We start from the raw sequence: 14,776 nt of genomic DNA, 5'->3' as shown, positions 1-14,776 counted from the left end.
AATTGAATGAAATTGAGATTTTAATAAAAAGTTTAAAAGATTTTTTAACTTCTAAGATGTTAAGAATTGCACTTGTTCCTTTAATTGTAACTATGATTGTATTATATATGCTTTTTTTTGCAGCAGCTGATTTTGGTATCTCAGCACTACAAGAAGTGGCAGCAGCTTCCCAAAATGGTCAAGAAGTAATAATAGATGAAGATGCACCTTTTTATTTTGTATGGGCAACATATTTGATTGTATTTTTATTTAAATACTCATTTACATCTTGGATCGCTGGATTTTTACTTTATACAGTTGGAACAGTTATTGTTTTACAAGCTTCAGTTATACTATCAATTGTAGTAATTGGTTTTTTAACACCACTTATTTTAGGTGTTTTACATAAAAGACATTACTCCCATTTAACACTTCATGGACATGGTAACTTACTTTCTCCTCTATGGGTTTTAATTAAAAGTGCATCTATGATGATACTTTTATTTATACTTTTAATTCCTGTTTATTTTGTGCCTGTATTAAATGTAATTGCATTTGCTTTTCCACTATACTATTTTTTCCATAAACTATTAAATTATGATGTAGCGTCTACTATTTTAAGTGATGAAGAGTTTAAAACTATTTATAAAAAAGAGGCAACTGCTTTTAGATTAAGAACACTATTTTTATATTTTATTTCTATGATTCCTTTTGCAACACTATTTAGTGCAGTGTATTTTATAATTTATTTAGGTCATGCATATTTTATTAAGCTTGATGAATTATATAAGTTTGATATACCAAAGAGTAAATTAAATGAAAATGATGTTAAAAGAGAAGATGAAAAACCAAAGCAAATAGAAAACTAAGGTAAGTTATCTATTGCTTGTTGTACATTTACTTTTGAATAAATTCCATCAATTATATCAGAGTTATTAATTAGTACATTTCTTATTTCATCAGGAGTTAATGTATTATCAATGCTAAGTAGAATCGCAATAACTCCAGATATTGTAGGTGTAGAAAAACTAGTTCCCGTCCAAAAGTTATAGTTTGAATCAAAGCTATTATTCCCTTGTGAACCAGTTAAGTCTAAACTTATTAGTCCTAAATTACTATCTCCTCCTGGGGCATATATATCAATTTGGCTTCCATAATTTGAGTAATCAGTTAAGATATTATCTTTTGAAGTTGCTCCAACCCCTAAGACAAACTCAATTTCTGCATCTGTGTTCCAATTATTGTCTAAATCTGAACTATCATTCCCTGCTGCAAAAACTACATGAATATTATTGTTTTTTAGGTCATTTAATACATCTAAATAAGTTTGTGAAAAACCATATGATGAGTCATCAAAAGATGAACCCCAACTACAATTTATAATTTGCGCACCTTGTTGTTTTGCATATTGGAAAGCTTGTATATATTGGTCTTCTCCAGGTATATCAAAATCCACATTTATAAGTATTAGTTCAACATTATTAGGAACTACTCCTAAATAAGTAGATGCTATAATCCCTGCAACACCAGTTCCATGAAATGAACTTGTAATGTCTGTTTGATTTATATAGTGTACATCTATTATTTTATCAGCAATATCAGGGTGATTATATTGAAAACCTTGGTCAATAATTGCAACTTTAATTTTATTTGTTGGTGTTGGAATAGTACTTGGCATATTAATATTAGCATTAGAATCTACATTTAAATTATCAAAATATGAATTTAACTCACTAGTTTGTTTTAAGCTCCAAGTATAGTCACTATAATCAATTGCAGTTCCAATTGGTGTAATTGGAAAAACCACAGTTGTTGATAGTTTTTCTAGTTCATAGTTTAATATTGATGAGCTACCGCCACCGCCACCACATCCTATGAAGAAAATTGATATTAGTATTGCTATATATTTTTTCATTTTGCTTTTACTTCTCTTACATAGTTTGGATGTGCTGAAACTATATCAGTTTTTTCGTATAGTTTTTGACATAAAGTAAAAATATCATCACTAGAATCAAGCTTTAGTAAATAGATATTATCATAAATTTTTTTGTAGTTTGTTAGGGATAAATCACTAAAATCATCTTCACAGTAAGCACTTTTATCACATTTTACAATGATTTCATTTTTAAATTTAACTATTTTACCTGTAGTTGTTGTATACTCTAAAATATCTTTTGAATTTTCAGTTTGTACCGAATTAGAACTTTTTATTGTTGGGTTTGGTATTAATTCTACTTTTTCTCCAAACTCATAATAAAAGTTTGAAGCAAAAAGTTCTGCTACAAGTATAGTAACAATTAAAAATATTCTCATTTTAATCCCTTATGATTTTATAACCTGTTCCTTGAACATTTTTTAAAAAGTTCTCAGGTAATTTTTTTCTAAAATTTTTTACAAATAATCTCATTGCATTTGCTGTCATTACTGAATCTTCATCCCAAATATGATTTTCTAATTCTTCATATGTGATGATTCTATTTTTAGTGATTAGAAGTTTTAAAAATTTACTCTCTTTTTTTGTTAGACTAAATTCTTCTTCATCATTTGAAATTATTGATTTACTATGGTCAAAAATCCAATTTTTTGAAAGAATATAGATTTTCTCTCCATCATGTGTTTTTACAAAAGCTTCCAATGCTTCCATTAGCTTTTCTTGAGTTATGGGTTTAATTATATATTTAACTAAGTGTAACTCAGCAGCTTGTAACATATACTCCAAATCAGTATGAGCTGAAGTAATTATAATTCTTGTTTTTGAATCAGATTGTCTAACTTTTTTTATTAAATCAATACCAGTTTCACTTCCCATTTTAATATCAGTTATAATTAAATCAGGTTTACTATCTCTGTATTTTATAAAAGCTTCACTAGCATTTTTAGCAGTAATTGTTTCTTTAAAAAGGTGTTGTAGAATCTCTTGAATATTATTTCTAATACCATCTTCATCTTCTACATATAATACTGTATAGGCACTAAGTTTATTTATGAAATCATTTTGCATATACCTTAATCCTTATTAGATAAATTGTGTTATCATATCATAGTTTATGTTTATAAAGGTTAAGATTGAACTTAATAACTGAAAAGAATCTATCAAAAATAATTATTTATATATTCATTATTATTATGTCTTCTATGATTTTTGCTATTTCATATTTTTATGTAAAAAATACTTACTCTGAGTTTGAAATCCAAATGGAGAAGTTTGTTTCTGAGTACTATTTTGATAAGAAAAAGACACTAAAAAAAGAGATTGATACTGTTATTGATATTTTGAATTATAATGTTGCTAAAGAAAATATAAATGAACAAGAATCAAAGGCAGATGCAATAAGATTGTTAAATAATATTAGGTTTGAAGAGAATAAAAGTAATTACTTTTTTGTTTACGATATCAAAAAAATAGATGGAGGAGATGATTTTGCTAGATTAGTCGTAAATCCTAATAGACCTGATTTAGTAGGTACTTTAATCTCTACTAATTATACCGATGCAAACGGAAAAAAATTTAGAGAAGATTTTTTAAGAGATATTAGACAAAAAGGAGAATCTTTTACTCAGTATGCTTATACAAAGCCAGGAGATAAGGATGTAAAGCAGAAATTATCATATTTCAAGTTCTATGAAGAGTGGAATTGGGTAATCGCTGTTGGAGTTTATACAGATGATATAGAAAAAGAGTTAGCTATAAAAAGAGCAGATTTAGAAAAGAGAGTTAAAAGTCAAGTCGCTCAAAATATAGTTCTGTTTTTGATGTTTTTATCTATTGCTATATTAATTTCTATTGCTATTTCTCAAAAAATTGATGATATTTTAAATAAATATAAACAAAAAGTAATTCAAAATGAAAATGAGTTAAGGGAGTTAAATCAAACTTTAGAAAATAGAGTAAAAGAAGAGATTGAAAAAAATAGAGAAAAAGAGCAGTTATTAGTTCAAAAGTCTAAGTTAATTGCCCTTGGTGAAATGATATCAAATATAGCTCACCAATGGAGACAACCTCTTTCTGAATTATCTTCAATTTTAATGTTTATAAAGTTTAAGCACTCTATTGGGGCACTTGATAATGAAACAATGAATAAAAAATCAAGTGAAGCAGATATTGTAATAGAGTATATGTCTCAAACTATTGATGACTTTAGAAATTTCTTTATGCCTAAAAAAGCAAAAGAGAATTTTAATGTTTATAAAATAGTTAAGTTAGTGATGTCAATAGTGTCAAGCAACCTAAAAAGTTACAATATTGATGTACAAATTGATATAGATAAAAAAATAAAGTTAAATACATATGTAAATGAATATGAACAAGTGTTATTAAATATCATAAATAATGCAAGGGATGTATTAATAGAAAAGCAAATAGTAAATCCTTGTATAAAAATAACTGCTTATGAAAAAGATGAGTATGTTGTTTTGTATATTGAAGATAATGGTGGTGGAATTACAGTTGAACCAAAGGGCAAAATATTTGAACCATATTTTACAACTAAATCTGATAGTGATGGTACAGGAATTGGTCTGTATATGTCAAAGATAATTGTGGATAAAAATATGAAGGGTAAACTTACTGTTAGAAATACTCAAGATGGTGCAAAATTTGCTATTTTTGTACCAAAAGAGAATGTTGATGTGAAAAATATTAATTTTGAGATGAATTAATTATCTTTAAATTCATCCTCTTTTTTCTTTGTAAAATATGCAAGTATCAGTACTGTAAATGTAATTATGATAAATGAAATTACTTCTTCTAAAAATGTATCCATATTAAAAAGGTATTACCATATCAACTACATCACCTGTTGCAGAGATAGTATCTCCTACAATATCTGGTGTTACAGTATTTACAACTGCACCTGCAACTTTGAATGGTGCAGCTACAACTGTACCTACAATACAACCTTGAAATAAAAAAGTAATTAATAGTATAAAAATTGATTTAAGTAATAAACTCATATAAGTTAAGCCTTTGTTTTTTTGAAAGTCTATCTAAATATTTATAAATAAATAATATTTATTTAATTTTATTTAGTATCACTCCTTGATATACTATTGTTTAAGAAATATTAACAGGATAAATATGATTAATTATAGAGCCACTTGCAGATTATAAAAAACAACCCGTAATTTAAGCTGATTTAAATTTTAAAAAGTTGAATCAAACTTCAGATAAGTTATAATTTTTTACTACAAAAATTTAACAGAAGAGCGATTCAACTTATGGAAATTATTCTACCAAAAATATCTTCAAGTCTATCTAAAATGTGGACTAAGGTTTTAAATCTTGAAAATTCACTTTTTCCTTCTTTGAAAAGAGAGCTTCAATTAGAAGAGTTGTCAAATAAAGAGCAAAAGCTTATTAAGATATTAGACTTTGCTGCGATTGAAAAAAATATCACTGTCGTATCTATTACAAACACTCCAAAGCATAGAGAAGAGATTGCACGAGCATTTATTGCAAAGAGTGTTTACAATATCCAAACAACCAGAGACCTTATCGATAGACTTCATAGTGATAGAACGCTGAGGATCTTGTGTGGGTGGAGATATAAAAACGATATTCCAAGTGAGTCTAAATTTAGTAGAGTCTTTAAGGAGCTCAGTGAGCTTAAAATTGCACAAAAGACGCATGAGCAGTTTGTGAAGGAGTATCTAAGGGATACACTCTTTTTTTATAATGCAAGTGATGCAACAAAAATACCACTGAGAGAAAAACCTGTAAAAGTAGAAAAAGAAAAGTTTAAACCAAAAAGAAGAGGACGACCTAAAAAAGGTGAAACAAGAGAGCCTAAAACACCCAGTATCTTGCAGCAACAAGAAGATATGAAAACCACAAAGCAGATGCTATCTTTGGTATCAACGCAGTGTGGAGTTGGAAGAAAACAGAATTCCAAAGGCAACTTTGAAACATGGATAGGAGGGAAACTCCATATCAGTGTAGTAGATGGAGATATCCCTATTACTGCTATTTATTCAGGGGCAAATGTTCATGATAGCTCAGTAGCACTTCCTCTTATAAACGAGACAAGCAAAAAAGTATCATATCTTTATGACTTACAAGATGCAGGATACGACAGCAATATTATCAGAGATTTTTCCAAAAAACTAAATCATAGACCGCTTATTGATATCAATCCGAAGAACTCCAAAGAGTTAAAAGAAAAAATTCAACTTATAAAAGATGAAAAAAAGAAATTTAAAATTCTAAACCTTACTCAAAGTTTAGATACCCATCACTATAATCAAAGAAGTATGGTTGAGAGAGTCAATAAATACCTCAAAGAAGACTTTGGATGCAGTAATATTTATTATAAAGGAGCTACAAAAGTAGCTTCTGTTTTAGCATTTGGTATTTTATCAGTTTGTATTCATCAGAGTTTGAAACTGGTAACATAACTTTTAGCTAAAAACACTAAAAATTAGCCATTTTTAAAACTCAACCATCAAGCACGCACCCAATAATAGTTTTTTATCTAAAATTGACCCATAAAGCGGTAAAATGATTAAAAGTTTAAAAGATCTGCTTGATAAGCTTAGTAGGTTTACAAATTCACTAGTTTATGATGGTGGAATTTGCAAGCGGCTCTATAAAAAAAGATTTACTTTACATAGAGAATTTTACCCATCATTTAATATAGAAACTTCAATCGAAAGTAATAGAGGTAGAATATTATCTTCTCCAGCTTTAAGAAGATTACAAAAGAGAACTCAAGTTTTTGCACTAGAATTAAATGCTTCAATAAGAACAAGACTTACTCACTCAATGGAAGTAGGGCAAAATGCAAGATTTATAGCAAAAACAATATTAGATAAGCTAAAAAAAGAGAAAGGACTTGAAGCTTATGGTTTAGAAGAGTTAGAAAATGCTTTTATCTCAACATCAGAGATGACAAGTTTACTTCACGATATAGGAAATCCTCCTTTTGGACATTTTGCTGAGCAAACTATAAATGCTTGGGCTAAAAATAATTTAGCAAATATTTTAAATAATTTTAGTTCAACAACAAAAGAGAATCAAAAATTAAAAGAAGATTTAATACGAGATATTTGTGATTATGATGGAAATGCCCAAGCAATAAGAGTAATTACAAAACTTCAAAGACTTAATTTATCTTATAGCCAAATACTTTCAGTTTTAAAGTATACAAGAGGTGCATATGAAATAAAAGATTCAAATGATAAATTAAACTACTTAAAGAAAAAGCCAGGTTTTTACTATAGTGAGAAAGATTTAATCGAAAAAATCCAAGATACTTTAGAGGTAAAAAGAGCTCATAGATTTCCTGTAACATACATCATGGAAGCAGCTGATGATATCTCTTATTTAACTGCTGATTTAGAAGACTCTGTAGAAAAAGGAATTTTGTCTTTAGAAGAGATTTATAATTTGATTATAAAAGAGTGTGAAAAGCAAGGTGAAACTTACTTAAAAGAGATTTTAAATAAACAGTATGAAAAAGCAAAAAAAGATGATGAACCATATCAATTTAATATGTTTTTTACTCTAGTTCGTTCAAAGCTTGTAACAGCTTTAGTGGCTCATGTATCAAATGTATTTATCTCAAATCATAAAGAGGTTTTTGAAGGAAGTTTTAATAGTGCATTATTAGATTATGATGAAAATAGTGAATTTCATAAAAGTATAAAAGTCATAGAAAAGGTTTCACAAAAGTATATCTATCAAAACAAAGAGGTTCAAACTTTAGAGTTAAAAGGTTATACAATTATAAATACACTTCTTGAAAAATACAAACCTCTTTTATTATTAAGTAGTGAAGATTTTAGTAAACTTTTAAAAGATAAAAAGATTGATTGTTTTATATCTATGAGATTGATAAAAAGAATATCCTCAAAACAAATAGTTGCTTATAAGCACGATGTTGAAAAATTAGATATAAAAGAAAATGAGAAATATGACTTATTAGAGTGGTACTTTAGAGCTAGATTAATCATCGATTATATAAGTGGTATGACTGATGATTATGCACTTGAAGAGTACAGACTTTTAAGTGCTTTGAAATAAAAATATAAAATAAAGGATTTTTTATGCAAACAAATTTATTTGGAGAGCCATTACAAATATGCTCAACTTCACCAATGACGGGATTTTATAGAGATGGAACTTGTAGAACTTCAATAGAAGATGGAGGAAGTCATAGTGTTTGTGCTGTAGTTACTGATGAGTTTTTAGGATATTCAAAAGCTATGGGAAATGATTTAACAACTCCAATTCCACAGTATGGTTTTACAGGATTAAAAGATGGTGATAGATGGTGTTTATGTGCAGCTAGATGGTACGAAGCATATAAAGCTGGATATGCACCAAAAATAGACCCAAGTGCAACTTCTAGCCAAGCTACAAAGATAGTAGATAAAGAAATATTACTAAAATATGCTATTTAACTTACATTTTGTAATATTTTTATAGCACAGTTTTTTATTTTGTTAATATTCTAAAAAAAGTTTGGAGAATATTAATGGATGGAAAAATTGTGGTAACTTATAAAATAGTATATAAAAATGATTTTAATTTAGAATTGACACTTAATAAACTTTTAGCAAACGAAAAAGTTGCAAGAGCTATCAAAAATGAGTTTGCTAAAGGTGTGAGAAACTTAGATTTATTTACAAAAGATACAAATAGCAAAGTATTTATAGAAACTAAAAAAGAGTTATATGAATTAGAAGTAAATAAAGATGATTTCGCAGACTTATTAACACTTGCAGAAGAAGATGCTGCAACAAGAAAACTTATAAAAAAAGACCACTCTCATATTGAACTTGTAAATATTGAAACTATTGATTGAGATATTTACAAATTGAGCCATTTCTGAGACAATTATAAGATATAATTAAATAATTTAAATGAAAATAGGTTATATATGCGTATCTTACACACCTCAGATTGGCACTTAGGACAAAATTTTATGGGTAAAAGTAGAGTTGAAGAACACTCTACTTTTCTAAACTGGCTTTTAGAAATAATCAAAGAACAAAACATCGAAGTACTTTTAGTATCAGGGGATATTTTTGATACGGGAACTCCTCCAAACTATGCACTAGAGCTTTACTATAACTTTCTAAAAGAGTTAGCAAATATAAAGACTTTAAAAAACACTATCATAACAGCTGGAAATCACGATAGTATCTCAACACTAAAAGCACCAAAACAACTACTTGAAGTACTTAATGTAAATGTAATCACAACTGGTGATGAAGATGAAAATATCATAATACCAATAAAACAAGATGAAAGTGTAAAAGCCATAGTATGTGCAGTACCATTTTTAAGAGATAGTGTTATACGACAAGCAAACTCTGGTCAAACGATAAGCGAAAAAGAGAAAGTAGCAAATAGTGGTATAAAAGCATACTATGAAAGTGCATATAAAAGAGCAAAAGAGTTAAATCAAAATATTCCTATAGTTGCTATGGGACATCTTACAACAGTAGGAAGTAGAACAAGTGAGAGTGAAAGGGATATCTATATAGGTGGAACACTTGATATTGGTGGGGATTATTTAGGAGGTCTTTTTGACTATGTGGCATTAGGGCATCTTCATATCAATCAAACAGTTTCATCAAATCATGTGAGGTATTCTGGAAGTCCAATACCTCTAAGTTTTTCTGAGTCTAAAAATACTCAAAAGGTAAATATAGTAGATATTAATGATAGTGTAGAAGTTCAAGAACTAGAAGTACCACAAATGCGAAAGCTAATAGTTATCAAAGGTGATAGTAAAACTGTACAAAATGAACTTAAAAATATAGAAGATAAAACCTCATGGATAGAAGTTCATCTAAAAGATGATAATCCTATGTTTGCAAATACAGAAATAAGAGAACTAGCCACAAAATTAGAACTTACCATCTTAGCTATAAAAATAGAAAAAAGTGAAAAGCAAATAAGAGCAAAAGAGTTAAAAGCTATAAGCTTAGATGAACTTAGTGTCAATGATGTATTTGCAAAAAGAGTTGAGCTTGAAAAAATAGAAGACAAAGAGTTTGAAAGTGAACTAATCAAGAACTTCAAAGATGTAGCTTCGAAAGTGTCTCTTAATGGAAGTGCTACATGAAAATACTAAAAGTAAAATCACTAAATATAAACTCCCTAAAAGGTGAGTTTGAAATAGACTTTGAAAAGTTCTTACAAGACGAATCCCTATTTGCCATCACTGGACCAACTGGTGCTGGTAAAAGTACGATACTAGATATCATCACTTGTGCTATGTATGGAAGAACTGCAAGACTTCAAAGTCCTCCAAATGACTTGATGAGTAGACACACAGGTGAGTGTCTTTGTGAAGTAGAGTTTGAAGTAAAAGCTAATCGATACCTTTGCTCATGGAGTCAAAAAAGAGCAAGAAAAAATCCAAATGGAAATTTCCAAACTGCAAAGATGGAGATAGTAGATTTACAAACTAATAAAATACTAGAATCAAAACTTCGAGAAGTACCAAAGGTAGTAGAAGAGTTATCAGGACTTGATTTTGATAGATTTGTTCAATCTATGATGTTAGCCCAAGGAAGTTTCGATGCATTTTTAAAAGCAAAGGAAAATGAGCGTTCCAACTTACTAGAAAAGATTACTGGTACATATATCTATAAACAAATATCACAAGAGATATACAACACATACGCAAATAAGAAAAAAGAGATAGATACAGATACTATTGCACTTGGAAGTATAGAGTTACTTGAAAAAGATGAGTTAGAAGAAAAAACAAACAAACTAACACAATCAAAGGAAGAAAAACAAAACCTAGATACAAAAGAAAAAGAGTTAAAAACTATATCTTCTTGGCTAGAGGGTTTAAAAAAGCTAGAAACCGATAGTATCAAATACACACAAGAGTTTGAAGAGATAAGTAAACAAAAAGAGCAAAACAAAGAACAGTTTACAAAACTAGACTTAGCAAACAAAGCTTTACAAATACAACCACTATATAAAGAAAAGACAATACTATCAAATACTCTTACTCAAGATAAACAAACACTAGAATCTCTAAAAGTAAACTCAACAAATATCAAAAAAGAGTGTGAGTCTAAAACAGAAGAATACAACACTACAAAAGAGCAGTACGAAAAAGAGAAACTCTCATATGAGCAAAATAGTTCTAAACTAAAAGAGGTAAGAGTTCTAAACACTAAAATAGAAGCAAATCAAAACTCATACTCGCAACTTCAAAACAAACTACTAAATCAAAAGCAAGAGTTAGCAAAACTATTTGGTATAGATATAAACACATTACTAGAAGATGAATCACAAATAAATCAAAGGTATCAAGAGTTTATAAAACAAACACAAGAGCTAACAAAAGAGTTTAAAGCAAAAGTAGAAGAGTACAACAAAGCACAAGAGAGTACAACTAAACTATCAAGTGAAGAAAATAGTACAAGAGCAAAACTATCAAACCTAGAGCAGCTTCAAAAAGCACTAGTAGAGTATGAAACAGTTTTAAAGAATATAAAAGATGAGGTAGAGCTACAAAGTAAGTATAAAGTAGAGCTAGAAGCAAACACAAAACTAAATGATGAAAAATCAAAACTACTAAACCAAATAAATACAACACTAGAAGCCCTAAATCAAACAAAGCAAAAAGAACTACTAATCAAAAACTATGAAGAAGACAGAGCAAAACTACAAAGTGGGCAAGAGTGTTTCTTGTGTGGTTCGGTAGAGCATCCATATATCACTGATAGTATAGTTGTAGATATAGATACAACTACACAAAAGATAAAAGAGCAAGAATCAATCTTAGCAAAAGAACAAGATGCCAAAAAAGAACTAGAGTTATCAATAGTAAGATTAAACTCAAAACTAGAGTCTTCAACATTACAAGAGCAAAAACTACAAACTACAAAACAAACTATAGAAGAGCAATTTAGCCAAAGTGAATTCAAACTAGATAGTGATGCAAAAGCAAACATAGAAGAACAAAAACAAAAGTGCCAAGAGCAACTAAAAGAACTAAACACTCAAAGAGAGCAAAGAGATAAACTAAACACACAAAAAGATAGTTTACAAAATGCAGTAAATCAAAAGCTAAGTGATGAACAAAAACTAAAAACTATCATAAGTGCTATAGAAGAGATAAACAAAGAACAAAAAGACCTAAGTGAACAAATAGCTTTAAACAAACAGCAAAGTAAACAAATACTTGATGTAGAGGATATAAACGAGTTTGAAAAAACAATCACTGAGTCTATAAACACAATCATAAAAAAATACAACACTTTACAAAATGAACTATCAAGTCTAAAATCAAAAGATGAATCACTAAGTACTCAAATTTTAAGCCTTGATGAAAAGCAATCAAAAGATACAAATACACTAGAAGAGTTAAACCAAAAGTTTGAAAAAGAACTTGCAGTGTATAACTTCACTTCAAAAGAGGAATTTGAAAAAGCACTACTAGACAAAGAGCAGTTTGAAACACTATCAAGCTTTTGTAAAAGTATAGAAGATAAATACACACAAACACAAACACTAAAAACTGATACAACAAACAAACTTCAAGAGCAAAAAGAACTAAATCTTAGTGTACGAAAACTTGATGAGGTAAATGAAGAACTAAACGAAATATCAATTACGATAGATGAACTTCAAAAAGCCATAGGAAGTTTAGAAAAAGAGTTAGAAATAAACGCCCAAAATATCAAAAAATCAGAAGATAAGATAAAAGAGCTAGAAAAGAAAAAAGAGTCTTTTAAAGTATGGGTAAAACTAAATGACATGATAGGTTCAAGCCAAGGGGACAAGTTCGCAAAATTTGCCCAAGGTATCACACTAGACCAGCTAATCTATCTAGCAAATAAACACCTAGAAATACTAAGCCCTAGATATGAACTTCAAAGGGGACTTGATAGCTCAAAACTACTTGAAATAGAGATATGTGACGGTTTCCAAGGTGACGTGGTAAGACCTGTAAATACTCTATCAGGTGGAGAGAGTTTTATAGTGAGTTTGTCTTTGGCTTTAGGATTATCAAGTCTAGCTAGTCAGAAGATAAGTATAGATTCACTTTTCTTAGATGAAGGATTTGGGACACTAGATGCTGACAGTTTAGAACTAGCACTAAATGCACTAAATCAACTACAAAGTTCAGGAAAGATGGTAGGTGTGATTTCCCATGTGGAAGCACTAAAAGAGCGAATTCCATTGCAGATAAAGGTTGAGCCTAAGGGTGATGGGACGAGTGGTTTGGATTTGAGTTAAATTGGTAATATTCAAAACATCTATATCTTTTATAATTATTGTTTCTAGAGATTAGATGATTATTGAGTCAAAGTAATAAATATTCTATTTATTTTTTATGATTTATATAGTATACTTTCGACTTTTTTATAGGCTATATAATTTTATAATGTTATAATTTATTTAAAAACTGGAGAAATAATGTCAGAATTCAAAAATTTATATTTAAAAAGAGAACTTATAATAGATGCTATTAATTCATATTCAGATAATACAAATTTTGTTAAAGAAGAAGGTTCAGCAAAGGATAGAAAAAATTACATAATTAATTCTGAGGGAAAAGAAGTAAAAATAGGTATTTTTTTTAAAAGTTGTGGAGAGACAACATTAAATCCTAAAATTGGCAAGAATCAAGAGATTGGTACAAATATTGCAACTCATATAAAAGAATATGCAAAAATGAGTGAATTTTCACAAAAGAATATTACTTTTAGTAACAAAAATATAATTGATGAAAACTTTGACTTATTGTTAGAATTTTTAAAAGAACAATTTACTGTAAAAGAGCCATTAGATGTAAATGGAAAAGGAAAACAATATATTATAAATAATGAATTAGGACAAGATTCTTTTTCAATAATTAGATATAACAATAAAAATACTTTTTTTCAGGGGAAACCCTTAGGAATATTTTTAGAAATTTATAGTTTATTAACAGAGTTATTAAATTTAGAAGATATTATTATTGTAAATGAAGAAGTGTATAAAATTGAAATAGATAAGAATAATGTTAAGGAAGAACTTAGTTGTTTTCTTCCTAGATCATATGATTATATTGATGATACAAATAAGAAAATACTTCAAACTTCATTAACATTAAAAAAAATAGATATTGATTTACCAGATTATACACCTTTTGCCTTCAATGCATTAAGAGGATTAGAATTATATATGAAAAGGGTTCTTTTAGATAATGGAGTGGAAACAACAAGAAAAGGAAATTTTAAAGATATTTTTACTGAAATTTCAGCTTCAAGATTTGTTTTAACACAAAATGCTGAAAGTAAAATTGCAAATACTAATATTTGTAATAAACTTAATGAATGTTGTAGTTACTATTCTACTCATAGGCATCCACTATTTCATTCTGACCCAAGACCTGAAATAAGTAGAATTATAGAAGATAAGCAAGAAGCTGATAGAATAATTACAAAAACATTAGAATTAATTGAAAGGACATATTGTGAAATATTATAAAATAAATAAAATTAACAATGATACTATTTTTATTCATTCTCTTTCTCATCATAGTCCAACAGAGCAATTAGAAACAATAGAAAGAGAACTAAATAAAATCTCTTTTCAAGGTACTTTAATATTTGATTTATTGCTAACAAATGGGAATACTAAACAAAGATTCTTTGAAACAAATTTTGAAGGAAAATTTACAACAGATAAATTTATTAATGTTTATTCTAAATCTTCAGAATTGAGAAATATTGCATTTTCTTTTTACAAACAAAACTTATCATTTGTAGAAAATAGCCTGATTTTAAATAATGCTTGTAAATTTCTAATAAAAAAGGGTAAAGTTATATAATA

Annotated in this window: 14 protein-coding genes; 10 read left to right on the top strand and 4 right to left on the bottom strand. The window is 28.3% G+C overall.

Annotation, left to right across the window (positions count from 1 at the left end):
• The first annotated feature begins 2 nt into the window (after positions 1-2).
• A complete protein-coding gene (locus APAC_RS09000) occupies positions 3-848 on the top strand; it encodes an EI24 domain-containing protein (protein ID WP_130233789.1) in 846 nt (281 codons plus the stop codon).
• On the opposite strand, the gene APAC_RS08995 is transcribed toward APAC_RS09000, so the two are convergent.
• From APAC_RS08995 to APAC_RS08985, 3 genes are read right to left on the bottom strand one after another with little or no spacing between them, the layout of a single operon-like run.
• The gene (locus APAC_RS08995) at positions 845-1,894 is read right to left on the bottom strand and encodes a S8 family peptidase (protein ID WP_130233788.1); all 1,050 of its coding nucleotides are present in this window, start codon (positions 1,892-1,894) and stop codon (positions 845-847) included. The genes APAC_RS09000 and APAC_RS08995 overlap by 4 nt on opposite strands.
• The gene (locus APAC_RS08990; protein WP_130233787.1) at positions 1,891-2,292 is read right to left on the bottom strand and encodes a hypothetical protein; all 402 of its coding nucleotides are present in this window, start codon (positions 2,290-2,292) and stop codon (positions 1,891-1,893) included. Before APAC_RS08990 ends, APAC_RS08995 begins: the two co-directional genes overlap by 4 nt.
• A gap of 1 nt (position 2,293) precedes the next feature.
• A complete protein-coding gene (locus APAC_RS08985) occupies positions 2,294-2,980 on the bottom strand; it encodes a response regulator transcription factor (RefSeq protein WP_130233786.1) in 687 nt (228 codons plus the stop codon).
• Positions 2,981-3,045: 65 nt separating this feature from the next.
• Between APAC_RS08985 and APAC_RS08980 the strand changes: the two genes are divergently transcribed.
• Positions 3,046-4,638, top strand: coding sequence for a cache domain-containing protein (locus tag APAC_RS08980; RefSeq protein ID WP_130233785.1), 1,593 nt, complete (start codon positions 3,046-3,048; stop codon positions 4,636-4,638).
• Positions 4,639-4,743: 105 nt separating this feature from the next.
• Here APAC_RS08980 and APAC_RS08975 read toward each other — a convergent pair whose 3' ends face one another.
• On the bottom strand, positions 4,744-4,932 hold the full coding sequence (locus APAC_RS08975; protein ID WP_130233784.1) for a DUF6726 family protein: 189 nt from the start codon (positions 4,930-4,932) through the stop codon (positions 4,744-4,746).
• Between the two features lie 264 nt (positions 4,933-5,196).
• On the opposite strand from APAC_RS08975, the gene APAC_RS08970 reads away from it, so the two are divergent.
• From APAC_RS08970 to APAC_RS08935, 8 genes are all read left to right on the top strand, one after another.
• Complete coding sequence (locus APAC_RS08970; protein ID WP_130233614.1) at positions 5,197-6,372, top strand: transposase; 1,176 nt, start codon at positions 5,197-5,199, stop codon at positions 6,370-6,372.
• Positions 6,373-6,475: 103 nt separating this feature from the next.
• Positions 6,476-7,999: a dGTPase gene (gene dgt, locus APAC_RS08965; protein ID WP_130233783.1), complete on the top strand. Its 1,524-nt coding sequence runs from the start codon at positions 6,476-6,478 to the stop codon at positions 7,997-7,999.
• Positions 8,000-8,022: 23 nt separating this feature from the next.
• On the top strand, positions 8,023-8,379 hold the full coding sequence (locus APAC_RS08960) for a DUF2237 family protein (protein ID WP_130233782.1): 357 nt from the start codon (positions 8,023-8,025) through the stop codon (positions 8,377-8,379).
• A gap of 74 nt (positions 8,380-8,453) precedes the next feature.
• Positions 8,454-8,783 carry a hypothetical protein gene (locus APAC_RS08955; protein ID WP_130233781.1) on the top strand — a complete coding sequence of 110 codons (330 nt, stop codon included), beginning with the start codon at positions 8,454-8,456 and terminating at the stop codon, positions 8,781-8,783.
• 75 nt (positions 8,784-8,858) lie between these two features.
• A complete protein-coding gene (locus APAC_RS08950) occupies positions 8,859-10,052 on the top strand; it encodes an exonuclease SbcCD subunit D C-terminal domain-containing protein (protein ID WP_130233780.1) in 1,194 nt (397 codons plus the stop codon).
• Positions 10,049-13,195 (top strand): SbcC/MukB-like Walker B domain-containing protein, encoded by a 3,147-nt coding sequence (locus APAC_RS13375; RefSeq protein WP_130233779.1) that lies wholly within the window; start codon positions 10,049-10,051, stop codon positions 13,193-13,195. Before APAC_RS08950 ends, APAC_RS13375 begins: the two co-directional genes overlap by 4 nt.
• A 180-nt stretch (positions 13,196-13,375) precedes the next feature.
• Positions 13,376-14,431: a type II toxin-antitoxin system RnlA family toxin gene (locus APAC_RS08940; RefSeq protein WP_130233778.1), complete on the top strand. Its 1,056-nt coding sequence runs from the start codon at positions 13,376-13,378 to the stop codon at positions 14,429-14,431.
• The gene (locus tag APAC_RS08935; RefSeq protein ID WP_170170145.1) at positions 14,418-14,774 is read left to right on the top strand and encodes a type II toxin-antitoxin system RnlB family antitoxin; all 357 of its coding nucleotides are present in this window, start codon (positions 14,418-14,420) and stop codon (positions 14,772-14,774) included. The genes APAC_RS08940 and APAC_RS08935 overlap by 14 nt, the downstream gene beginning before the upstream one ends.
• Positions 14,775-14,776: the final 2 nt, after the last annotated feature.

It is taken from the genome of Malaciobacter pacificus (assembly GCF_004214795.1).
In the GTDB taxonomy this organism is placed as follows: Bacteria; Campylobacterota; Campylobacteria; order Campylobacterales; family Arcobacteraceae; genus Malaciobacter_A; species Malaciobacter_A pacificus.
The sequence above is the reverse complement of the archived record's forward strand: the minus strand, read 5'-3'. Positions and strand labels throughout refer to the sequence as shown.

What these genes read in the sequence shown, in the direction of transcription:
- APAC_RS08995 (WP_130233788.1), bottom strand. Translation starts at nt 1,894, where the DNA reads ATGAAAAAATATATAGCAATACTAATATCAATTTTCTTCATAGGATGT.
- APAC_RS08950 (WP_130233780.1), top strand. Translation starts at nt 8,859, where the DNA reads ATGCGTATCTTACACACCTCAGATTGGCACTTAGGACAAAATTTTATG.
- dgt (WP_130233783.1), top strand. Translation starts at nt 6,476, where the DNA reads ATGATTAAAAGTTTAAAAGATCTGCTTGATAAGCTTAGTAGGTTTACA.
- APAC_RS08990 (WP_130233787.1), bottom strand. Translation starts at nt 2,292, where the DNA reads ATGAGAATATTTTTAATTGTTACTATACTTGTAGCAGAACTTTTTGCT.
- APAC_RS08940 (WP_130233778.1), top strand. Translation starts at nt 13,376, where the DNA reads ATGTCAGAATTCAAAAATTTATATTTAAAAAGAGAACTTATAATAGAT.
- APAC_RS08975 (WP_130233784.1), bottom strand. Translation starts at nt 4,932, where the DNA reads ATGAGTTTATTACTTAAATCAATTTTTATACTATTAATTACTTTTTTA.
- APAC_RS08955 (WP_130233781.1), top strand. Translation starts at nt 8,454, where the DNA reads ATGGATGGAAAAATTGTGGTAACTTATAAAATAGTATATAAAAATGAT.
- APAC_RS08960 (WP_130233782.1), top strand. Translation starts at nt 8,023, where the DNA reads ATGCAAACAAATTTATTTGGAGAGCCATTACAAATATGCTCAACTTCA.
- APAC_RS08970 (WP_130233614.1), top strand. Translation starts at nt 5,197, where the DNA reads ATGGAAATTATTCTACCAAAAATATCTTCAAGTCTATCTAAAATGTGG.
- APAC_RS13375 (WP_130233779.1), top strand. Translation starts at nt 10,049, where the DNA reads ATGAAAATACTAAAAGTAAAATCACTAAATATAAACTCCCTAAAAGGT.
- APAC_RS08985 (WP_130233786.1), bottom strand. Translation starts at nt 2,980, where the DNA reads ATGCAAAATGATTTCATAAATAAACTTAGTGCCTATACAGTATTATAT.